Here is a 21,662-nt window from a genome sequence, read left to right on the forward strand (position 1 = left end):
TAAACTTGCTGAAAAATAAAAAAGGGGAAATTGCAAATACAATTTCCCCTTTTTTAAACAATGCAGATTCGAATTAAAACTTTAACATCGAATCATTAAATGGCTTACCATTCACAATAAATTTACCCTGGTCCAAGCTTAACTCAATGAAGTAATCAGTACCTTTTTCGACAATTAAACCTGCCTGTTTAAGCGCATTTAATTGTTGTTCAACTTGCTGCTCTACTGCGGGTTGTGCTGGCTGTTGTCCAGCAGCAGCTTGTCCTGGTTGCTGATCAGCAGGCTGAGCACCTAGCTGTTTCGCAATTGCTGGTTGCGCATTATTAGGTTGTTTTGCCATTTGTTGGGCTACTGCCTGCTTCATTAATTCTCTTACAGTAGCAGCAGGAACACTCAATTTAGCATTACCATGAATTTTTTGCATTAATTGGAATGGGTTAGCATTTTCATCTTTAGGTAGAGAAATAAGCAAAGTGCCATCAATTGTACCTTCAGGCAGTTTGAAATTGAGCTTAGAAATTTCTAACTCAGCCCCTTTGTTGAATAACTTAGGTAACTCAGGAAGTAAAGCAATCATAGCTTGTTGGCGCTGTTCTTCAGTACCATTTTGCATTGTATTGGCTTGCTGGTTAATTTTCGCCAATACCTCTGCGTCAAGATTTCTTACCGATATATTGATTTCACCTGGACCATAATTTTGCGCATTTGCTAAAACTGACTTAATGGTCATAGTAAAGCTTGTGTTAAATAAATGCTGCTCAATATCGCTTTTTGATTTAAAGAGTAATTCTGAAACTTCGAATATTTTTTGCCCTTTAACCTGGATGTTAAACTCAGGCAAAGTGAAGTTCGCATCACCTAAATACAAACCAGAATCCGTTTCATGTAGATCATAATCACTAGATACTTTGCCTAAATCAACTTGCGCATCACCTTTCGCAAGATGAACCCCATCAACAACTACAGTACCGCCAACCTTAGTCATTCCAGGAGACATAGTTGTAGTCGCATTCAATCCTAACCAATTAAAACGGCCACCATCTTTAGAGGTTAAATTGAAGGTAGGAACATTAAAATCCAGGGTGCTTTGATTAAAATAATTCACAAAAATACTTAAGTCTAATTGTGGCTTAGTTGAGTCAGCCGTGAAGTTCGCATTAAATTGATCAATATATTGTTTAGGGAATGGGAAAACGGCTTCAGCATATCCAAGTCCAAATCGTACGGAGTTATTAGCGAAAATAACTGGACCATGATGGATAGTTAAAGGCATTTCCATTGAATAATCTTGTGCAGGAACAGTTTGTGCAACTCCATTTACATCAGCCACATGCTCAGGAATATGTAGCTGCCATTGGATCTGAGCTTCAGAACTAAATAGACCGCGATTATATTGCTTAATCTCTGCGTGCAATCCATTCGATTGGTCAATTACCTCAATATTCTTTCTGATTGTTTTTTCAGTAAGAATGCCCATACCATAATATCCGCCTAGAACCAAAGCGGCCAGGATAATTATTAATCCTGCCAATTTTTTCATTATGCTCTCCATGTTAGTAATTCGAAATGCAGCATAAAGTATAACAGTAAATAGACTTATTGTGCGATAAACTAGTGATTGAAAACAAAGAAAAAAATTGAACAATAGAAAGTAATGTAGCCATTGCTTACAGCTGAAATCGGCCTTTGCAATGAGACTTTTTGCTTTTAGGTAGATGCTGATTATGAGTATTCAGTACCTACCTAATTTAGATAATATGTGCATAAATTATGCGTGTTCAATTGGCTTACAATAGGTTTCTTTAACCAAGAGCGCTAAGATAAGTGCTATAAAGGAACATAGTGGCAATATCTTTAATCCTGCCTGGAAATCAGACAGCAATAGGCTTTCTACATTATAGGCACGTACACCTGAAACCATGTCGACCAAACGCCCAACAATAGGCTGTAAAGAGGCACCCACAAAAATAGAGATCATATTCGTGAATGCAATTGAAGTACCAATCACATTACGGTGATGAATCTCTGTTGAGACCGCATAAGCAATGGCAACCCCAGTATTAGTCAAACCGAAAAGGAAGAAAATAAAATAGGCATAATTTTGGCTTAAAGATGGGCTAAAAACATAGATGGAAGTAAGTACCATTCCGCATAAGGCAGAAATAATCATTAAGGGTTTACGACGACCCATTTTATCAGACAGCCAACCAGAAAATGGACCACTAATTCCCCAACCAATGAAAATCAAACCGGTTGCAAAGGCCGCAGCATGTGCACCTAAACCGTGACCAAATTGTAAATAAGCCGGGCCAATTGCCTCACCAATCACAGCAGTGGGTCCAAATAAAAAACCCGCATATAAGGCATTAATCCAGGTTTGTCGGCAAGATAAAATGATCTTTAAGCTTTGCAGAATACTAATATGATTAACCGAATGTGCATCACTGCGATGTCCCGCAGGAGTGTCTTGAACGAACTGATAAAGAAGACCCGCCAGAGCAATAAATAAGAAGGCAATAACAAGCATACTGTGACGCCAGCCAACATTACTTACTAAAAAGGATACTGGAGCCTCTCCAGCAGCGGCCCCTAACATCCCTAAGGATTGAGTTAAACCAGCTAATAATCCCAACATAGTTGGTGGAAACCACGATGTAGCTAATCGTAACGAACAGACAAAAGCAAATGCCGCACTAAAGCCAATCAACATTCGACCGACTGAAGCCATAAGCAGTCCATCAGCTAAGCCAAAAACACAGCAGCCAAAAGCAGTAACTAAAGACATTACCGTTAATAGGCCGCGAATACTTAGACGATCAACTGTCAGCCCGACAGGGATTTGCATGAGAATATAAGGAATATAGAACGAAGCGGTTAATATACCGAACCCAGCCTCATTGATTCCGAAATCCATTTGTAGATAACGATGCATTACCCCAGGAGCAACACGGGCCATGTAATCAGAAAAATAAAAAGCAGCAGCTAAACCCCAAACTAACCAAGCAATTCCTAGATAATTCTTGTGATTATAGATATCTACTTTAGCATTATGCATTTTGTTCATAAATCTCTACTCAATAAAAGCCCTAATTCGCCTTGTTTTATCAGCATAAGCAAATAGTTATTGCCGGGCTAGATACTCCAAAAACAAAACTCCTATTACCTGATTCGTAGTAACGTTGTTCTAAAAATCCATACATTCAACAATGTAGTTACCAGATTATCGAGTTGAACAAAGCCACAAATTTCCGCGGGTCAACCGCAGAGAATCGGTGTTTTCTCTCAGAATAACTGAAATTACCCTAAGATTATACTGCTGCTGCCATTTATTTCAACACTGTTATTACTGAGTAATTTTAGGGCAAACTTTAATTACCTTAAGCAGAAAATTTTGTAGCAATTTTGGGGTTTAGTATAATACAAGCCCCAGACACCACGCATCTATTTGTCAAGTTAACTCCACAGTACCTGGAAAATTTTGATTTTAAATCATATTATAAATAGAGTGGTACTTTGAGCGCACAATAAGTCCTATTTTGGGGCATTCTGGAGGAGATACTCATGTATTCAATGTTTGAAAAAAAAGAACCGAAGGACTCTATTGGCAAATTAATAGAGCAAGAAGCTATATCCTATTTTAGCGACCCCAAGAATAGCAGTAACCTAAATAAAATGGCAGACCACTTCAGCTTTACCCAAGATATTAATTCTGCTGCCCTTGGTCATTTTCTGGAAAAAATTTTCCAGGAAAATGAAGAGCTGTACGGTGCAGTTTTGGATGAGGTAGGCTACAAAGACAGTAGCCAATTAACGGAAGAGCAAAATCGATTTGTAAAAATTGCCATCTACAGTAAGGTGAGAGAGCTGGTACATCAATACGCACAGGAGCATAATTATACATTAACTAAGGATGATGCAGACCATGTGCAGGTTGCCACTAGACCAGAAGGTAATCTTCAGATGTAGGGGTTTGCTCAGGCAATCGGAGGCAGGGCACCGTGGAGTTAACTGGAACGTGACGGTGCTCAATCCCACTAATTTTTAAAAAACTTTAATACCATAGAACGCATTCTTGCTGTTTCAGAAGGATTGAATTCCTTATAAACATCACTACCGATATTTAAACACACGGTAACCTTGTCTCCCAACCCTTTGAGTAAATCAACACCGGATAATTTAAGTAAATTAATTTCGGTGGCTATTTCCGCAGCCCATGCATCGAGATAAGCCTTATCAGTGAAGACCGGAAGAAATAGTTCATTCCCCTCTTGGAAAAATAACACCCGAGGCTCTTCACCCTCCATATGTTTTTCTACAGGGATAATGAAATTGGCTTTAATAAATTCCAGATAGGCTTTATTCGCTTCTTTTGAAGCTCCAGCAGAAATAAGGGCTTCTTTTATGGCGTTGTCGAGTGCATTCATCAGAGTGATTGGATCCGGTAAAAGGCAAATTATAACCAAGTCTACCGCTGATGAACAGCTCTCAACTGAGTAAGTAGCCTGACTAGGCTACTAACTCAAATAATTGATATCCAACGAATGCAGAAGCAGCTATTGCCCCACTGATTTCAATTACCAGTGACAAGAAACCATGCTTTTGGCAATATTGCTGGTCGTTTGCAGCAATTTCTGGCTCTAATGCCTCTTCTTCTTGTAAATACGCACTAATATCAAATAAAGGCTCATCACCAGATAACGCATCCCACCATCCTTCTAACCAATGTGCAGCTTCTTGAGTTCCTTTTGGATAAGGATTATCTTCTTCTGCAGCATAAGCCAACGCACACTCATATCCTAAGGCATAGCTCTCTTCATGGCTTGGATGATCAATGTTAAAACGTAATTTAATATGTGGTAGTAAGGCAGTAATGTCATTCATGATTGTACCCTCAATTTATGTATCCTGTATGTATTTTCCCAAGCTCAACTGTGATACTCCAAGTTGTATTATTATTAAAGCTGTGTGCATTTTTTTATCTTCTCATGTCGATAATTTCTGCACTTAAAGCAATTTTACGACTTTAAAAAAACAGTAACAGCCAAATTAGAAACCTTTACTCATTTTTGACAATTTCTTCAAAAACTATGTACTTAACTTCGTTTATGATTTCTATATATATAGATGCAATTTGCAGGCCAACTTTTTTATTTGGGGAATTATTTTTCTAACATAATGAATAAGCTATGTTTTTTGAGTTACTTAGGAGGTCTCGACAACCAAGAATAGCTTCGTCACTACGTAATACGGGAAATTTGGGTGAGGAAACCCGTAGTAAGACTTCGTCTAATACGGGCTACACTTCTGTTCCAAAGAAAGAGAGGTGTAAAAAATGTGTTGCCGGCAAATTTTGCCGTTAGGGTGCCAGGCGATGATGCTGCCAGCGCCCTTCTTGCCGGTAATAATGAATTCGATCATGCAAGCGATTATCTCTCCCCTGCCAAAATTCAATCTCATCAGGAATAACCATGTATCCCCCCCAATATTCGGGCCGTAAAACAGGCTCTGGTCCATGCTGCTGGATTAAGTCATTTAATGCATTCTCCAACATTTCCCTGCTGGAAATTTCATGACTTTGTGGGGATGCAATCGCACTAAATTGGCTTTTAACTGGCCTTGAAGAAAAATAAGCATCGGATTGTTCCCCACTTACTTTCTCGACTTTGCCACGAATGCGAACTTGTCTTGCCATTTGGGGCCAATAAAAATTAAGTGCCGCATAAGGTTGCTTTTGCAACTGCTTTGCTTTGCTGCTTTGATAATTGGTATAAAAAATGTAATTTCCATTCTCCAACCCTTTCAATAAAACAACTCTGGAATCAGGGTGACCATGGTTGTCTACGGTAGAAAGTACTACAGCGGTGGGGTCATTGGTTTCGTTTTTTAAAACATCAGCGAACCATAAGTGAAACTGTTCAATCGGATCATCAGGGATATTCTGGTCTTGCAGTTTTAACTCACCATAATCACGTCTTATGTCAGCAATACTTCGAAAATTTGTCATGGTGTTACATCCATTTTGAGAACACTGTGGCCTGGATGGTGTATAAATCCTATTTATGATTGTAGGTTGGACCGATGCCCAACCTACAGCTTAAAAATTTCTTACCAGCCAGTTACTTCGGCAATCGCATCGCCTAAATCAGCAGGAGAACGTACTGTTCTTACGCCAGCAGCTTCTAGTGCCGCGTATTTCTCAGCAGCAGTACCTTTACCGCCAGAAATAATCGCACCAGCATGGCCCATACGCTTACCAGCAGGTGCCGTAACACCAGCGATGTACGATACCACAGGTTTGCTAATATTCGATTTAATGTATTCAGCAGCCTCTTCTTCTGCAGAACCACCAATTTCACCAACCATAATAATCGCTTCAGTTTGTGGATCTTTTTCAAATAATGCTAATGCATCAATAAAGTTGGTTCCTGGAATTGGATCGCCACCGATACCGATACAAGTACTTTGTCCAAACCCTTTATCAGTAGTTTGCTTAACTGCTTCATAAGTTAAAGTACCAGAACGTGAAACAATACCTACTTTACCTGGTAAATGAATGGAACCTGGCATAATACCAATTTTGCATTCGCCTGGAGTGATAATTCCCGGGCAGTTTGGTCCAATTAAACGAGCTTGTGTGTTGTTCTCTAAGTATACTTTAACCTCGAGCATATCAAGAACAGGAACACCTTCAGTGATACAAACAATTAATTTGATTCCTGCATCCGCTGCTTCAATAATTGAATCTTTGCAAAATGGTGCTGGAACATAAATAACGGTTGCATCAGCATGAGTTGCTTCTACCGCATCACGCATTGTATTAAATACAGGTAAGCCTAAATGTGTTTGGCCACCTTTACCAGGGGTAACCCCACCAACCATACGTGTTCCATACGCAATCGCTTGCTCTGAATGGTAAGTTCCTTGCTTGCCAGTAAAACCCTGACACAGTACTTTGGTTTCTTTATTAACTAATACACTCATTGTTGACCTCGAAATTTAGTTTAAGCCCGCAGATTAACGCTGCAGGCAATCGCTCTATAGCAATCAATTAATTAAGCAACAGCTGCCACAATTTTCTTCGCAGCATCAGTTAAACTGGTTGCAGCAATTACGTTTAAATCACTCTTATTTAAAATGTCAGCGCCTAATTGAGCGTTATTTCCTTCCAATCGAACGACTACCGGAATCTTAACATCGACTTCTTTTACTGCGGCCAAAATACCATCCGCAATAAGGTCGCAACGAACGATACCACCGAAAATATTCACTAAAATACCTTTAACCTTATCGTCAGATAAAATAATTTTTAGTGCTTCACTAACACGCTCTTTGGTTGCACCACCACCTACATCCAGGAAGTTTGCTGGCTCACCACCATGAAGCTTAATCACGTCCATGGTTGCCATTGCCAAGCCTGCGCCATTAACCATACAACCAATTGACCCATCAAGAGGAATGTAGTTTAATTCCCAGTCGCTGGCACGGTTTTCACGCTCATCTTCTTGTGATGTATCGCGCATACCTTTCAATTTTGGTTGGCGGTATAACGCATTGCCATCAATATTGATTTTTCCATCCAAGCACAATAGTTGTCCTGATTTAGTCACAACTAATGGGTTGATTTCTAATAAGCTTAAATCGCATTCAACAAACATTTTTCCCAAGCCCATCATCAAATGAGTAAATTGCTTGATTTGCTCATCTTTCAGACCTAATTTAAATCCTGCTTCACGAGCTTGAAATGGCATAACACCTACTAATGGGTCTACAACCACTTTGAAGATTTTCTCAGGAGTTTCTTCAGCTACTTTTTCAATTTCAACGCCACCTTCAGTAGACGCCATAATCACTACACGACGCGTTGCTCTATCCACAACAGCACCTAGATATAATTCACGATCAATGTCACAAGTTTCTTCAACTAATACCGCATTCACCGGTTGTCCATGCGCATCTGTTTGATACGTTATCAGGCGAGTTCCAAGTAATGCTTTAACTGCTGCAGCTAATTCATCACGGTCAGAAACTAATTTAACCCCACCTGCTTTTCCGCGGCCACCCGCATGTACTTGTGCTTTAACAACCCAACGTTTGGTTGATAATTGAGAAGCGACTTGCAGTGCATCGTCAACCGTGTAAGCTACTTGGCCATTTGGTACAGGTAAGTTGTAGCTAGCAAATAATTGTTTGGCTTGGTATTCATGTAAATTCATTGCAATTACCTTTTAAAAAAGCAAAACCCGCAGACACGGGCTTGCTGTTATTGTGATTATTAAACGTTAAGTAAAAGACGAGCAGGATCTTCCAATAACTCTTTAACACTCACTAAGAACTGTACGGAATCTTTTCCATCAATTAAACGATGGTCATAAGATAAAGCGACATACATCATAGGACGAATAACAATCTCACCTTTCTCAACTACAGGTCGGTCCTCGATTTTATGCATACCCAGAATACCTGTTTGTGGCGGGTTAATAATTGGCGTTGCCAATAATGAACCAAATACTCCACCATTAGTAATAGTGAAGGTACCACCTTGCATTTCTTCCATAGACAATTTACCTTGTCTAGCGCGGCTAGCGGCATCATTAATTGCCATTTCAATTTCAGCCATGCTCATTTGATCTGCATCACGGATCACCGGAACCACTAATCCACGTTCAGTAGATACAGCAATACCAATATCATAGAAACCATGATAAACCACATCTTGACCATCAATAGAGGCATTTACTGCGGGGAAACGTTTTAACGACTCAACTACTGCTTTAGTGAAGAAGGACATAAAACCTAATTTAACGCCATGCTTCTTCTCAAAACCGTCTTTATATTGAGCGCGCATATCCATTACTGCTTTCAAGTTAACTTCATTAAAAGTAGTTAACATTGCAGCATTATGTTGTGCTTCAAGTAAACGTTCAGCAATTTTGGCTCGTAAACGAGTCATCGGCACACGGCGCTCCTCACGAGCACCTATAGCCGTCACGGGAGCAGCGGGTGCAGACTTGCTTGCAGCTGGAGCTGCTTTATCTCGATTGGATTCAATATAAGAAAGCACATCGTCTTTAGTAATACGGCCGTCTTTACCACTGCCAGGAATTTGACCCGGTTGCAAATCATGCTCTGCCATCATACGACGAACGACTGGGCTAGTAGATTTGTCTTCATGAGCACTAACCTCAGCACTGCTTACAGCAGCTTTTTCTTCACTTGGCTTAGAACTAGCCTCAGCAACAGGAGCTGCAGCACCTGCAGTGATTTTTGCCAGAAGTTGGCCCGAAGTTACTGTGTCACCCGCTTGGAAAAGAATTTCACTAAGCACGCCGTCAGCAGGAGCTGGCACTTCAAGAACTACTTTATCTGTTTCCAGATCCAATAGATTTTCATCACGAGTAACTTTATCACCTACTTTTTTATGCCAAGCAGCTACAGTTGCATCAGCAACCGACTCAGGCAATACAGGTACTTTGACTTCGATAGACATGGTTATACCTTCTTATTTTATTAAATTCATTTAAGAGAGAGCGCTGTCTTGAGCAAAGCCCAGACAGCAATAGCCTAAATTTATCCCAACAACGCTTGTTCAACTAAGGCCAATTGTTGTTGTGCATGCAAGGCAGGACTACCTACGGCTGGTGCCGCAGCAAATTCTCGTCCGGCATATTGCAATGATTGCTCAGGACGTAAACAATCTTTCATATTATGCTGAGAAGAGAACCAGACGCCTTGGTTTTGTGGTTCTTCCTGACACCAGACTATATCCTTAGCATTGGGGTACTTATTAATTTCTGCAATTAGCGCTTTTTTAGGGAATGGATACATTTGCTCAATTCGTACAATAGCAACATGAGCCAAGTTTTTATCACGACGCATTTGCAATAAGTCATAATAAACCTTTCCACCGCAGAGCACCACTTTCGTTACTTTTTCCGCATCTAAAGCATCAATTTCCGGAATAATCGTGTGGAATTTGCCTTTAAATAAATCCTCTAGAGGTGAAACCGCTAACTTATGGCGTAATAAGCTCTTTGGCGTCATCACAATCAATGGTTTACGAAAATCACGAATGACTTGTCTTCTTAATAAATGGAAGATCTGCGCCGGGGTAGTTGGCGTACAAACCTGGATGTTATGCTGCGCGCAAAGCTGCATGAAACGCTCCAAGCGTGCAGATGAATGCTCGGGTCCTTGACCTTCGTAACCATGGGGTAACAACATTACTAAGCCACTTAAACGGCCCCATTTTTGCTCCCCAGAACTAATGAATTGGTCAATAACGACTTGCGCACCATTGGCAAAGTCACCAAACTGAGCTTCCCAAAGAACTAAATAGTTAGGCTCAGAACAGGCAAAACCATATTCAAATGCTAATACGGCTTCTTCAGATAGCACCGAATCAATGACTGAAAAACCACGGCCATGCCCATTTTTAATATGCTCTAAAGGAGTAAAGGAGTCACCGGTTTCAATATCATGTAATACCGCATGGCGATGCGCGAAGGTACCACGACCACAATCCTGGCCAGACAAACGAACACCATAACCTTCTTGGATTAAACTTGCATAAGCCAGAGTCTCTGCATAACCCCAGTTCATGGGTAATTCACCTGCGGTCATCTTGTCACGTTCACCTAATAAACGCTGTACTACTGGATGTAAAGAGAAGCCGGCTGGTAAATCATTTAATTGCTCGGTGAGTTTTTGTAAATCCCCTTTAGTAATGGTGGTATCTGCTTTATCAGTCCACTTGCCATTAATGAAAGGACTCCAGTCCATCGCATATTTACCTTCGTAATCGCCATGAACCAGGTTAACTACGGGCTTACCTTGATCTAAACCGTCACGATAAGCATCAACAAGTTGTTCCGCATCTTTAGCTGTCAACAAGCCTTGTTGTATTAATTTTTCGGCATACAGTTCACGCAATGGACGCATCGATTTAATTTTCTTGTACATTGCAGGTTGGGTTACTGCTGGTTCATCAGCCTCGTTGTGGCCATGACGGCGGTAACATACGAGATCAATAACCACGTCGCGGTTAAATTTCATACGGAAATCAAAGGCGATCTGAGTTGCAAACACCACTGCTTCAGGATCATCACCATTCACATGAATGACTGGAGCCTGAACCATCTTGGCAACGTCAGTACAATAAAGAGTAGAACGAGCATCCAAAGGATTGCTAGTCGTAAAACCAATCTGGTTATTAATGACGATATGGACCGTACCACCAGTTGCGTAACCACGTGCTTGCGAAAAGTTAAAGGTTTCCATCACTACGCCTTGACCGGCAAACGCAGCATCCCCATGAATCACCACCGGAACTACCGAGTCTTTCTTCTCTAAGTCATTACGACGATTTAAACGTGCACGTACCGAACCTTCAACTACTGGGCCAATAATTTCTAAGTGAGAAGGGTTAAAGGCTAAGGCTAAATGCAATACATTGCCTGAGGCCGTTTTAATATCAGAAGAATAGCCAAGATGATATTTCACATCCCCGGTACGCTCGTATTTAATTTTGCCTTCAAATTCTTGGAAGAGCACGCTAGGTTCTTTCCCTAAAACGTTAACCAATACATTTAAACGTCCGCGATGTGCCATACCAATGATTAATTCTTTTACATTTTCCTTGCCCGCGCAATTAATAATTTCTTTCATCATGGGGATTAAAGAATCACCGCCTTCCAAGGAGAAACGCTTTTGCCCTACATAGCGAGTACCTAAGTAACGCTCTAGACCATCAGCCGCAATTAAGTCCTTTAAAATTTCCATTTTTTGAGCCGCGTCAAAAGTAGCTCGCCCACGTACTGATTCCATTTTCTTTTGTAACCATACCGTTTCTGCCGTATCAGAAATGTGCATGTATTCAATACCAATGCTGCCACAATAAGTTTCACGTAAAGCTTCATAGATTTCATTTAAAGGCATTTCTGGGCCATTAAAGGACGTGCCAGCAAAAAACTGGCGGTTTTTATCTACGTTGGTCAGATTATGGAAATTCAAATCCAGATTAGGAACTGCTGGACGCTCGGTCATTTCTAAGGGATCCAGACGTGCGGCAAGATGCCCTAAGGCTCTGAAATCGTTAATTAAACTAGCCACTTCATATTGATGGCTATCTCCAGATTGAACAACATGAGTAACTTTCTTGTCCGCATTCTGCAAAAAATATTCGCGAATATCACGATGAGATAAGTCTTGATTAGAGCCATTAACCTTAGGTAAGGCACTAAATACTGCTCGCCAATCGGCAGAAACCGAATCAGGATCAGCAAGATAATCTTCATAAAGACTATCAACGTAAGCCATACTTCCACCAGACAAGTAGGAAGAGGCCCATTCATTTTGCAGATTGGAACTGCTCATTATCGTTCTCCAAAGGGTGTAGCTAAAGGTTTATGTAACGACTCCACCCCGGCATTATGCAAGGGCGGATAAATTGCATCATTACTGCGATTAGGTTTCCTGTCTCAACATTTGCGTGCGAATTTCTGCAATCGCTTTCGTTGGATTGAGTCCCTTCGGGCAAACATTCGTACAATTCATGATGGTACGGCAACGGAACACACTGAATGGGTCTTGTAACTTTTCCAAACGGTGATCAGTTGCAGTATCGCGACTGTCTGCTAAAAAACGGCGCGCCTGTAATAATCCTGCAGGGCCTACAAATTTCTCTGGATTCCACCAGAAAGAAGGACATGAACTGGTGCAGCATGCACACAAAATACATTCATAGAGTCCATCAAGTTGTGCTCGCTCTTCTGGCGATTGTAAACGCTCTTGAGCAGGAGCTACCTGGTCATTTTGTAAATAAGGTTCAATACGCTCATATTGTTGATAAAACTGTGACATATCAACCGCTAAATCCCTGATCACTGGAAAACCAGGTAAAGGACGGATAACAATTTTATCCGTCTTTAACTGAGAAACGTGAGTAATACAGGCTAACCCATTCGTTCCATTAATGTTCATCCCATCAGAACCACAGACCCCCTCACGGCATGATCTTCTGTAGCTGATGGTAGAGTCCTGCTCATCTTTCAAACGCTCAAGCAGAGTCAACAACATCGGATCACTTTGAGCCGGTATTGTTAATTGGTAATCTTGCATATAAGGCTTAGCATCCACATCAGGATTATAGCGATAAATTGATAAAGTCAAATTTCTATTATCTGACATTCTGATATATCCTCTTTAGTAAACGCGTTCTTTCGGCTCAAAAGGCGCAATATGTTTAGGTGATGCATTAACCGGACGAAAATCGATTACTTCACCTTCCTCAAAGTACAGTATGTGTTTAATCCAATTGGCATCATCACGCTGTGGGAAGTCTTCACGACTGTGGGCTCCACGGCTTTCGGTACGAACGATGGCCGAATGTGCGGTCGCATAAGCGGTAGCCATTAAGTTATCTAACTCTAAAGCACTAACGCGATCGGTATTAAAGACCTGACTTTTATCTTCCAGCTTCGCATGCTTCAAACGCTCGCGTAAGGCTTCTAAACGTTTTAGGCCCGATTCCATCACTTCACCAGTACGGAATACACCGAAATCCTCTTGCATTACGCGCTGCATGTCTGCACGAATAACCGCAATGCTCTCACCATCTTTAGATTCATTCCAACGAGTGTAACGAACCAAAGATGCCGCAACGTCTTCATCACTGATGTAAGCCACATCAGGCAAATTATTGGATTGCCATAATTCTTCAACATGAATTCCAGCAGCACGACCAAAGACAACTAAATCCAATAAAGAGTTTCCACCTAAACGGTTAGCGCCATGTACCGACACACAAGCACACTCACCTACCGCATACAAGCCTTCTACAATATGTTCTTCGCCATTTGTTTTACTAATAACCTGGCCATGCACGTTAGTCGGTATACCGCCCATGCTGTAATGGCAAGTTGGAACTACGGGAATTGGTTCAATAATTGGGTCAACACCGGCAAATTTCATCGATAATTCGCGAATTCCAGGTAAGCGCGACATAATTAAATCAGCACCTAGATGATCCAATTTCAACTTAACGTAATCAACACCGCCTGGATCAAAACCTTTGCCAGCGCGCATTTCTAAAGACATCGAACGAGCAACTACGTCACGTGAGGCTAAATCTTTAACTCGAGGCGCATAACGTTCCATAAAACGCTCGCCATCTTTATTAATAAGATATCCACCCTCTCCTCGGCAACCTTCGGTAACTAGAGTACCGGCACCGGCGATTCCGGTAGGATGGAATTGCCACATTTCCATATCTTGTAATGGAATGCCAGCTCTTAATGCCATACCAAAACCATCGCCAGTATTGATGAAAGCATTGGTAGTCGATTGATAAATACGACCCGCACCACCGGTAGCTAAAATACATACTCGTGATTGAAAGAAGACTACTTCACCCGTTTCAATGCTCATTGCCGTAACACCTGAGATACGACCTTCAGCATTCTTAACGAAATCTAAAGCATACCACTCACTAAAAACGTGGGTTTTTGCTTTTAAATTTTGCTGGTATAACGTGTGAAGCAAGGCATGGCCGGTACGGTCGGCTGCTGCACAGGTACGAGCAGCCTGTTCACCACCAAAATTCTTAGACTGTCCGCCAAACTGACGTTGGTAAATTTTACCATTGTCCATACGCGAAAACGGCAAGCCCATATGTTCCAGTTCATAAACAGCCTCAGGCCCTGTCTTACATAAGTACTCAATACTGTCTTGGTCGCCGATGTAATCAGCGCCTTTTACAGTATCATACATATGCCAACGCCAATCATCATCATGTGAGTTACCTAAAGCGCAGGTAATACCACCTTGAGCTGAAACTGTATGTGAACGCGTTGGAAATACTTTAGATAAAAGTGCAACTTTTAAACCAGAGTTTGCCATCTGTAGTGCAGCGCGCATTCCAGCACCGCCAGCACCAATAATAACTGCATCAAATGTATTCCGTGCAATAGCCATGCTTACCGCCCCCAAAGGATCAAGAAGCCCCAAATCAATTGACTAAGGAGCCATAAAAGAACCAACATCTGTACTGATACTCGTAGAACAGTACATTTCATATAATCGGTGGTTACCGTCCAGATACCTATCCAGGCATGCAAAGTTAATGCAAACAATGCTAAAGCAGTTGCAACTTGCACCGCTGGATTAGTAAATAGGCTATGCCATTGTTCATAGCTCAATCCTGGATGCAACAATAAAAATCCAAATAAGAAAAACACATACGCAGCGAAATAGACTGCCGTAACACGTTGAACTAACCAATCTTTTAACCCATTGCCAGTTAAGCTGGTGACATTTGTTACCATATCCAGAATCCTAGTAAAATTGACAAAATAACGGCAAGAACTATTACTAAAACAGCAGTACGCCGACCAGCACTAAGATGCTCACCAAATCCAAAATCCATAATCATGTGACGGATACCTGCGAGCACGTGATAAATCAATGCAGCCCCAAAAGCCCATAAGATCAACTTATAGCACGGATGTGTTAATAATGCCTTCATCTGTGCAAAAGTCTCTGCGGATTGCACGGACTGGCCAAAAATAAACAACATTATTGGCAACAATAGGAATAAAACCACCCCTGAAATCCTATGCAATATCGATGCGATTGCCATAGGGGGAAATTTTAAACTACCCAAATCAAGATTAACGGGTCTTTTTTTGTTCACTGTTAGTTTCTTCCTTAATTTGAAAAGTTAGATAAAGGACGCACGAATGCGAAGTATAGCACTCTGTTTTTATCACGCAAGATTAAGTCATAATGTGTGGAGATATAACGGTTTAAATGATTAAAATTTAATCGAATTTAGGTATCACCCACCCTCCAGAGGAGCTTAGGTCGAAAGATCTTCTGAAGATGTCGAGGCTTGTCCGGGTGATCTAAAGCCCTATGTCCGAACAGAAGGGGCTGAATTCCGCGAACAAGTCGCGGAACGTAGATATGAGAGAAGAGAGGTAAGGTAAAACACCTAAGTAAGTGTCATTATTAAGAACTACTTAAATCTTCATCCCCGGAGATTTATGCGGTTGCTTAAAGGTTGACCGAGGTGCCTCTGGAGGATAACCATATTTTTCCGCATTTTGTTTTACAATTTGCAGATAGCGCTCACCCCAAGCTCCCGGATCGAAGTTGGTAACGACGACGTTATAATTCAGGTTAATGATTGATTCAAAAGCCTTTCTTTGTGATAACAAATGCCCACCAAAAGCAACTTGCACCTCAACTTCCGTACTAATACCCCCAGACTTCAATCGTTCGACCAGAATGTAAATCATTTTTTCTATGGTATAGAATAATTTACACATGGACATGCCTGAGTTAACCATGTCTTCGCCTTTCGAGGTTGAAAGCTTCGAACCGTAGTCGTGAATATCGTAAACAAACTCATACTCCTGAGTCCCAGGGATTAGTTCCGGTTTAATTACTATAGGCGGAGAGACCGGCGGGATAGTAGGCGAAATAATATAAAGATGGAAATCAGCCCAATGCCACCAAATCTGATAAACCCGCTCAACTAATGCTACGGGATCATTAAGATCGGCCTCCATTTCCAATTTGCGCAAATCAATGCTGCGCTCTTCGGGCAGATCTGCTAAAGGATCCATATTGTTTTCATCTGGTTCATTGGCCATGTATTAGTATCCAATGTATTGCTTCTGTTTATGATTATATATTAGCCCAAATTTCAAGAATGAGCATCAAAGTTGCATTGCATAGTGGTAAAAAAGATGTAAAAAAATAATAAAAACAGTACGTAGACGCAAAATATCTCAGCAAAACGGGGATTATATAGCTTATATTAGCACCGCGTAATACCGGAGCGAAGCCTGATTCGCAAACCAATCTCATATCAAGCTGTACTAAATGAGCACGGCTACCCAGTATGCCATTTCCAGGAGGCTCTGAGAGATAACTACGCCTGATATTGATAATATTCTGGGGCATTGATGCGGCATTTAAAACAAGTGCTTTGGCAATTCGCTTTTTCCTGGCATTTGCGAATCACCCCTTTTTTAATCCAAACATCTAACATCGGCTGCAACGTAGGCAAATCCAGATGAAACTCCCGAGTTAATTGCTGGGTACTGACCACGCCCTGGCGACAAATATAATCACGTATTTGCAATAACATTCTGTCCTCCCATCATCCGTTTATTGAAATGCCATAGAAAAGGAAGCAAGACAAAGGTCAGTAGGGAACCTAAAAGCCAATAGATGCCATGAGGTGAATGTTCCACAAATTTCGCTCCCTGATAAAACCCAACCGCAGCCAAATAAGCGACCACAAAGGACCAGACAACGGACATCCACATCAACTTTTTATTGGCTTCCTGGCGAATAACCGCCATCGTAGAAACACATGGAATGTATAGGAGAACAAATAACAGATAAGCATAGGCGCCAATTTGCCCATCAAAACGCTGGGCCATAATGCCATAAACTGATTGCGATACTGGATTATCTGCAGCACTCGCTAAGACAGGGTTTGCAAAAGCGCTTCCTAATTGTGATAAATTTTGAGGCACAGACCATAATGCCGCCTTAATACCGCCCCAAAAATCAAAATGAGCGGCCGCAATTTCACCTAAGTGCCCTGCTTGGGCATAAAGAGAGTTTAAGGTGCCAACCACAACTTCCTTGGCTAACATTCCCGTTAATAAGCCCACAGTCGCCGGCCAATTGTCCGCATTAATCCCCATCGGGGTAAATAAAGGAGTGAGCCATTGCCCCATTATTGATAATAAAGACTCACTGCTTGCGTCAGCGGTATTAATTCCCCCACCTACAGTAATGGCATTTAAAGCCCCTAAAATCACACAGATAGGAAGAATTAATTTACCCGCGCGCAGCACAAAAAAGCGCAGGCGCATGGCAGTTTCTTTGCATAAACGGCGCAGAGACGGCTTGTGGTATGCAGGTAATTCTAAAATTAAAGGGGAAGAATGTCCCTTAAGTATCGATTTACGTAAAATAAATCCGGTGAGAATCGCCATTAAAATACCAACCAGATACAAAGAAAATACAATATTTTGCCCACCAGAAGGGAAAAAAGCAGCGACAAATACCGCATAAATGGCCAAGCGAGCACTGCATGACATAAAGGGGCTCATCATCACGGTTAGCAACCGATCGCGTTCAGAATCTAAGGTACGCGCCGCCATAATCGCTGGAACATTACAACCAAAGCCTACAATCATGGGCACAAAAGACTTACCCGGCAACCCCAAGACCCGCATGACTTTATCAACCACAAACGCAGCGCGCGCCATATATCCCGAGGTTTCTAATAAGGATAAGAAGAAAAACATCGCCGCAATCACGGGAATAAAAGTTAATGTGGTATTAATTCCTTTGCCAATCCCATTCGCCACAATGGCAATGAGCCAATTTGGAGCATGCACTTGTTGCATTAGCCACGCAACTCCTTGCACAAAAATGGTATCGGTACCGATATCAAAAAAGTCTTGGAATGCTCCACCTATATTGATCGCAAATAAAAACATTAGATACATCATGCCAAAGAAGATTGGCAATGCCCAAAAACGATGCAATACAATACGATCCAGCTTGGCAGTAAAATTTTCGCTGGCGTCACTGCGTTTTTTTTGCACCGCACTGACTAATTCATGAATTTTTTGATAGCGCGCATCCGCCAATAAAACATCAACGCTCAAATCATTATTGTTCAATACTGATAAAGCTTGGGTGACTCGCTCATTAACTAAAATCACATCACCCTCAGCGATTCTGCGTGAAAAATAGTATGCCAGCGCATGGTTATAACCCTCAGCAATCAAGGCATTTTCGATCTCCATTAAGCCCTGTTGTACGCCAGAGTCTAAAGGAAGGGTCCAAGGTAAAATGACCTGCGGCAACTTGAGCAAAGCCTGTTCCAGAGCGATGAGTCCTACTTTTTTATGTGCCTGAAGGGAAATAACAGGACAACCGAGTTGCTGAGCTAAAGCACTTACATCAATGGAAATACCGCGCTGCTCGGCGATGTCAATCATGTTTAAAGCGACAATAACTGGTTTTCCCAGCTCTAAAATCTGGCTGGTTAAATATAAATGGCGCTCTAAATGACAGGCATCAACCACATTAATAATGCAATCTGCCTGCATGGTCGCAACCGATTGTGCGGCGATTTGTTCATCCTGACTCACACCGCCAGAATTAGCCACCAAGGAATAAACACCAGGTAGATCAGTGATATTAATTAATTGATTTTCTAAAGAAAAAGTCCCTGTTTTCTTTTCGACGGTAACTCCCGGCCAGTTTCCAATACGCTGATTATCACCAGTTAAGGCATTGAATAAGGTGGTTTTGCCACAGTTAGGATTACCTACCAATAAAACGTGGGTCATATACGCTCCAAAATCAATTGGCTTGCCTCTTCCTTGCGCAAAGTCAATGCAGTGCCTCGGACTTCAATTTGGATGGGGCAACCCAAAGGCGCCATGCGGACCACACTAAATTCGGCCCCACAAGTAACTCCTAAAGACAGGAGCCTGCGTCTATATTGCACCTCGGTGGTACCATAGCTCACTAATCGAGCACGGTCACCTTGAGCTAATTCAGTTATTCTGGTCATGGAATAATCAAAAGACGTGAAAACATTAGATACATTCTAACACAAATGATATCGAGAATCATTCTCATTTAAGAAAATAATTCAGCAAACGATTACTCCTCACAGGCTCAAGATATTAATTTATAAAGCCCATAACACAGTACTAAAACAAACCCTATTTTCATATAAACAGCACTAGGTGCATTCAGGTATAAGTTATACAGATACGCGAAAGGATGTTTGTAAATTAAAGTACGTAATATTTTTTTACACACAGGGGTAGGAATTCCATCCATCGCCTGTTCGTGAATACGTACACTTGGTCCGTGGTTTGCCTCAATAATCGCTCCATTGGAATGGTCAAGTGGTACATTAATATCCGCACACTGCACATCAAAACCAACTAACTCCAACCCTAATACTTTGGCCGCGCGGACAAAAAGTCGTTTGTTTTCTTTGCAAATCTTTTTTCCCAAGGAAATATAGGTTCCGCCACGGGTGGCATTCGAGGTATAAGCTACAGTAACCCACTCCCCTTTTGGTGGAATATAATTCAAATCCATACCTAGTTCTTGTAAGCGAATATGAAACTCCGTATCAATGCAAATCGGTCCGAGGGTATCGTTTATTTTTTGTCGTTGCTTATTGGTTATATCTACAAGCTCTTGCAAATTATGTTTGCCATCCCCAATTACATGAGCCGGATGGCGTAAGACAACACCTATTACTTTATTTTTTAATACCAAGACGCGATAAGACTGTAAATTGCCAAGATATTCTTGAATCAAGATGGATTCATACTTCAGCAATTGCTCACGCAAATGCTCTTCCAACTGAGAAAAATTCTGTATATTGCACAGTACATCTTCTCCCAGCCCCCCAGTAACTGGTTTGGCAACCAAGGGAAACGAGAGCTCGGAAATTATCTCTTCAAGCTCCCCATTTTGAAATTGATCCTGGTAAATGACCGTCGTATTCGGTACCGGTATGCCAGCTTTTTCCAACAGAAAATTAGTAGCGTATTTATTTTTGGAAACAAAGGCATTGGTATAGCTATTTAGCGGGGTGACCGCACGAAAAAAAAAGTAATGCTTTGAGCCTAAAGAAACTTCGAGTGTACCTAATTCAGAGTTATAAGTTACCGGAAAATGCATCTCCATAGCGTGTTTCTGATAGCATTCAGTATTTTTATTCATGGAGGACAACGGATTTTCCTTCTGTAAAATAGATGAAAATAATTATTAACGAAACCCCGCTCATTTGACAATAATATTTTTTTAACTCACCCTTTAAATCATACATATCATATAGGTTCTTGCATGCACGATGATTTAACGCCCTATCGTTATCCTAACAGTTATCTGGTAAAAACATTAAATAAGAAAGGGCCCTCCTCAACCTATATCGATGAGTATGCAAAACAATTTATTCACTATGCAGCCTCACAAAACGATCCCGTTTTAGAACTGGGAGCTGCTTATGGTTTTGTCGCGATTGAAGCATTAAAAAATGGTGCGTCCCTGATTGCGAATGATTTGGATCAACGGCATCTCAATATTTTATACAATAATACGCCTGAAGCATGTCGTTCCCGCTTAACGCTATTGCCCGGTGAGTTTCCTCAAGAGATTAACTTAGCTAATGAAAGTCTTGCGGGCTGTTATATTTCCCATATGCTCGGCTATCTGGCTCCCGAAGATTTGCCCACCGGGTTTCTGAAAATTTATCGTTGGCTAAAACCAGGTGCATTATTATTTATTTTATCTTCTTCTCCCTACCGTACGGTTTATAAAGATCTGATTCCACTCTATGAGCAGCGTATTCGCGAGCATCAACGATGGCCTGGTTATTTTACCGGGATAAAAGAATTGGTTCGTGGCAAACTGGCCCGTTATGCTGCTGCAGATACATTACACTTTATAGATGACCAAGTATTAAGTCGTGAATTAAGGCATGTGGGTTTTGTAATAAAAGAAGCTAAATTATATCCACGTAAAGATTTATCAGAAAAAGTTACTTTAGATGGCCGGGAAGGGGTCATTGTTATTGCACAAAAGCCATAGATAATTTT

General features: G+C 41.3%; 20 protein-coding genes. 2 read left to right on the forward strand and 18 right to left on the reverse strand.

All coding sequences use genetic code 11. From position 1 onward, the window contains the following. Window positions 1-73: 73 nt before the first annotated feature. On the reverse strand, window positions 74-1,540 hold the full coding sequence (locus ACD661_RS12635) for a YdgA family protein (RefSeq protein WP_400188228.1): 1,467 nt from the start codon (window positions 1,538-1,540) through the stop codon (window positions 74-76). A gap of 228 nt (window positions 1,541-1,768) precedes the next feature. Then, window positions 1,769-3,064: an MFS transporter gene (locus ACD661_RS12640; RefSeq protein WP_400188229.1), complete on the reverse strand. Its 1,296-nt coding sequence runs from the start codon at window positions 3,062-3,064 to the stop codon at window positions 1,769-1,771. Between the two features lie 497 nt (window positions 3,065-3,561). On the opposite strand from ACD661_RS12640, the gene ACD661_RS12645 reads away from it, so the two are divergent. Beyond that, window positions 3,562-3,966, forward strand: a complete 405-nt coding sequence (locus ACD661_RS12645) for a hypothetical protein (RefSeq protein WP_400188230.1) — start codon at window positions 3,562-3,564, stop codon at window positions 3,964-3,966. A 68-nt stretch (window positions 3,967-4,034) separates the two neighbouring features. On the opposite strand, the gene ACD661_RS12650 is transcribed toward ACD661_RS12645, so the two are convergent. The 16 genes from ACD661_RS12650 to ACD661_RS12725 all read right to left on the reverse strand — a co-directional run bounded on the left by ACD661_RS12650 (window position 4,035) and on the right by ACD661_RS12725 (window position 20,787). Continuing rightward, on the reverse strand, window positions 4,035-4,424 hold the full coding sequence (locus tag ACD661_RS12650) for an SseB family protein (protein WP_400188232.1): 390 nt from the start codon (window positions 4,422-4,424) through the stop codon (window positions 4,035-4,037). Window positions 4,425-4,506: 82 nt separating this feature from the next. Then, the gene (locus ACD661_RS12655) at window positions 4,507-4,881 is read right to left on the reverse strand and encodes a ribosome modulation factor (RefSeq protein WP_400188233.1); all 375 of its coding nucleotides are present in this window, start codon (window positions 4,879-4,881) and stop codon (window positions 4,507-4,509) included. Between the two features lie 475 nt (window positions 4,882-5,356). Continuing rightward, window positions 5,357-6,004: a pyridoxamine 5'-phosphate oxidase gene (pdxH, locus tag ACD661_RS12660; protein WP_400188234.1), complete on the reverse strand. Its 648-nt coding sequence runs from the start codon at window positions 6,002-6,004 to the stop codon at window positions 5,357-5,359. 101 nt (window positions 6,005-6,105) lie between these two features. Then, window positions 6,106-6,981, reverse strand: a complete 876-nt coding sequence (gene sucD, locus ACD661_RS12665; protein ID WP_400188235.1) for a succinate--CoA ligase subunit alpha — start codon at window positions 6,979-6,981, stop codon at window positions 6,106-6,108. Between the two features lie 71 nt (window positions 6,982-7,052). Further along, a complete protein-coding gene (sucC, locus tag ACD661_RS12670; RefSeq protein ID WP_400188236.1) occupies window positions 7,053-8,213 on the reverse strand; it encodes an ADP-forming succinate--CoA ligase subunit beta in 1,161 nt (386 codons plus the stop codon). A 59-nt stretch (window positions 8,214-8,272) separates the two neighbouring features. After that, window positions 8,273-9,487, reverse strand: a complete 1,215-nt coding sequence (odhB, locus tag ACD661_RS12675; protein ID WP_400188237.1) for a 2-oxoglutarate dehydrogenase complex dihydrolipoyllysine-residue succinyltransferase — start codon at window positions 9,485-9,487, stop codon at window positions 8,273-8,275. A gap of 80 nt (window positions 9,488-9,567) precedes the next feature. Beyond that, complete coding sequence (locus ACD661_RS12680; protein WP_400188238.1) at window positions 9,568-12,372, reverse strand: 2-oxoglutarate dehydrogenase E1 component; 2,805 nt, start codon at window positions 12,370-12,372, stop codon at window positions 9,568-9,570. A gap of 90 nt (window positions 12,373-12,462) precedes the next feature. After that, complete coding sequence (locus ACD661_RS12685; protein ID WP_400188239.1) at window positions 12,463-13,185, reverse strand: succinate dehydrogenase iron-sulfur subunit; 723 nt, start codon at window positions 13,183-13,185, stop codon at window positions 12,463-12,465. 15 nt (window positions 13,186-13,200) lie between these two features. Further along, the gene (gene sdhA / locus ACD661_RS12690; RefSeq protein ID WP_400188240.1) at window positions 13,201-14,970 is read right to left on the reverse strand and encodes a succinate dehydrogenase flavoprotein subunit; all 1,770 of its coding nucleotides are present in this window, start codon (window positions 14,968-14,970) and stop codon (window positions 13,201-13,203) included. 2 nt (window positions 14,971-14,972) lie between these two features. Further along, window positions 14,973-15,320 (reverse strand): succinate dehydrogenase, hydrophobic membrane anchor protein, encoded by a 348-nt coding sequence (gene sdhD, locus ACD661_RS12695; RefSeq protein ID WP_400188241.1) that lies wholly within the window; start codon window positions 15,318-15,320, stop codon window positions 14,973-14,975. Beyond that, complete coding sequence (sdhC, locus tag ACD661_RS12700; protein WP_400188242.1) at window positions 15,314-15,688, reverse strand: succinate dehydrogenase, cytochrome b556 subunit; 375 nt, start codon at window positions 15,686-15,688, stop codon at window positions 15,314-15,316. The genes sdhD and sdhC overlap by 7 nt, the downstream gene beginning before the upstream one ends. A 328-nt stretch (window positions 15,689-16,016) precedes the next feature. Further along, on the reverse strand, window positions 16,017-16,625 hold the full coding sequence (locus ACD661_RS12705; RefSeq protein WP_400188327.1) for a virulence factor: 609 nt from the start codon (window positions 16,623-16,625) through the stop codon (window positions 16,017-16,019). A 308-nt stretch (window positions 16,626-16,933) separates the two neighbouring features. Then, window positions 16,934-17,152, reverse strand: coding sequence for a FeoC-like transcriptional regulator (locus ACD661_RS12710; protein WP_400188243.1), 219 nt, complete (start codon window positions 17,150-17,152; stop codon window positions 16,934-16,936). Continuing rightward, entirely contained in the window at window positions 17,133-19,385 is a 2,253-nt protein-coding gene (feoB, locus tag ACD661_RS12715) for a Fe(2+) transporter permease subunit FeoB (protein ID WP_400188244.1), read from the reverse strand. The genes ACD661_RS12710 and feoB overlap by 20 nt, the downstream gene beginning before the upstream one ends. Then, window positions 19,382-19,612: a FeoA family protein gene (locus ACD661_RS12720; RefSeq protein WP_400188245.1), complete on the reverse strand. Its 231-nt coding sequence runs from the start codon at window positions 19,610-19,612 to the stop codon at window positions 19,382-19,384. Before ACD661_RS12720 ends, feoB begins: the two co-directional genes overlap by 4 nt. Window positions 19,613-19,719: 107 nt before the next feature. Beyond that, window positions 19,720-20,787 carry a UDP-N-acetylmuramyl peptide synthase gene (locus tag ACD661_RS12725; RefSeq protein ID WP_400188328.1) on the reverse strand — a complete coding sequence of 356 codons (1,068 nt, stop codon included), beginning with the start codon at window positions 20,785-20,787 and terminating at the stop codon, window positions 19,720-19,722. A 123-nt stretch (window positions 20,788-20,910) separates the two neighbouring features. Here ACD661_RS12725 and ACD661_RS12730 point away from each other — a divergent pair, with 123 nt between their 5' ends. Then, entirely contained in the window at window positions 20,911-21,654 is a 744-nt protein-coding gene (locus tag ACD661_RS12730; RefSeq protein WP_400188246.1) for a class I SAM-dependent methyltransferase, read from the forward strand. The last annotated feature ends 8 nt before the right edge of the window (window positions 21,655-21,662 follow it).

The organism is Legionella lytica, assembly GCF_044626755.1.
GTDB lineage: Bacteria > Pseudomonadota > Gammaproteobacteria > Legionellales > Legionellaceae > Legionella > Legionella lytica_A.

Bases quoted from the DNA above. Each gene is read 5' to 3' on its own strand.
- ACD661_RS12635 (WP_400188228.1), bottom strand. From the start codon at position 1,540: ATGAAAAAATTGGCAGGATTAATAATTATCCTGGCCGCTTTGGTTCTA.
- ACD661_RS12640 (WP_400188229.1), bottom strand. From the start codon at position 3,064: ATGAACAAAATGCATAATGCTAAAGTAGATATCTATAATCACAAGAAT.
- ACD661_RS12645 (WP_400188230.1), top strand. From the start codon at position 3,562: ATGTATTCAATGTTTGAAAAAAAAGAACCGAAGGACTCTATTGGCAAA.
- ACD661_RS12650 (WP_400188232.1), bottom strand. From the start codon at position 4,424: ATGAATGCACTCGACAACGCCATAAAAGAAGCCCTTATTTCTGCTGGA.
- ACD661_RS12655 (WP_400188233.1), bottom strand. From the start codon at position 4,881: ATGAATGACATTACTGCCTTACTACCACATATTAAATTACGTTTTAAC.
- pdxH (WP_400188234.1), bottom strand. From the start codon at position 6,004: ATGACAAATTTTCGAAGTATTGCTGACATAAGACGTGATTATGGTGAG.
- sucD (WP_400188235.1), bottom strand. From the start codon at position 6,981: ATGAGTGTATTAGTTAATAAAGAAACCAAAGTACTGTGTCAGGGTTTT.
- sucC (WP_400188236.1), bottom strand. From the start codon at position 8,213: ATGAATTTACATGAATACCAAGCCAAACAATTATTTGCTAGCTACAAC.
- odhB (WP_400188237.1), bottom strand. From the start codon at position 9,487: ATGTCTATCGAAGTCAAAGTACCTGTATTGCCTGAGTCGGTTGCTGAT.
- ACD661_RS12680 (WP_400188238.1), bottom strand. From the start codon at position 12,372: ATGAGCAGTTCCAATCTGCAAAATGAATGGGCCTCTTCCTACTTGTCT.
- ACD661_RS12685 (WP_400188239.1), bottom strand. From the start codon at position 13,185: ATGTCAGATAATAGAAATTTGACTTTATCAATTTATCGCTATAATCCT.
- sdhA (WP_400188240.1), bottom strand. From the start codon at position 14,970: ATGGCTATTGCACGGAATACATTTGATGCAGTTATTATTGGTGCTGGC.
- sdhD (WP_400188241.1), bottom strand. From the start codon at position 15,320: ATGGTAACAAATGTCACCAGCTTAACTGGCAATGGGTTAAAAGATTGG.
- ACD661_RS12705 (WP_400188327.1), bottom strand. From the start codon at position 16,625: ATGGATCCTTTAGCAGATCTGCCCGAAGAGCGCAGCATTGATTTGCGC.
- ACD661_RS12710 (WP_400188243.1), bottom strand. From the start codon at position 17,152: ATGTTATTGCAAATACGTGATTATATTTGTCGCCAGGGCGTGGTCAGT.
- feoB (WP_400188244.1), bottom strand. From the start codon at position 19,385: ATGACCCACGTTTTATTGGTAGGTAATCCTAACTGTGGCAAAACCACC.
- ACD661_RS12720 (WP_400188245.1), bottom strand. From the start codon at position 19,612: ATGACCAGAATAACTGAATTAGCTCAAGGTGACCGTGCTCGATTAGTG.
- ACD661_RS12725 (WP_400188328.1), bottom strand. From the start codon at position 20,787: ATGAATAAAAATACTGAATGCTATCAGAAACACGCTATGGAGATGCAT.
- ACD661_RS12730 (WP_400188246.1), top strand. From the start codon at position 20,911: ATGCACGATGATTTAACGCCCTATCGTTATCCTAACAGTTATCTGGTA.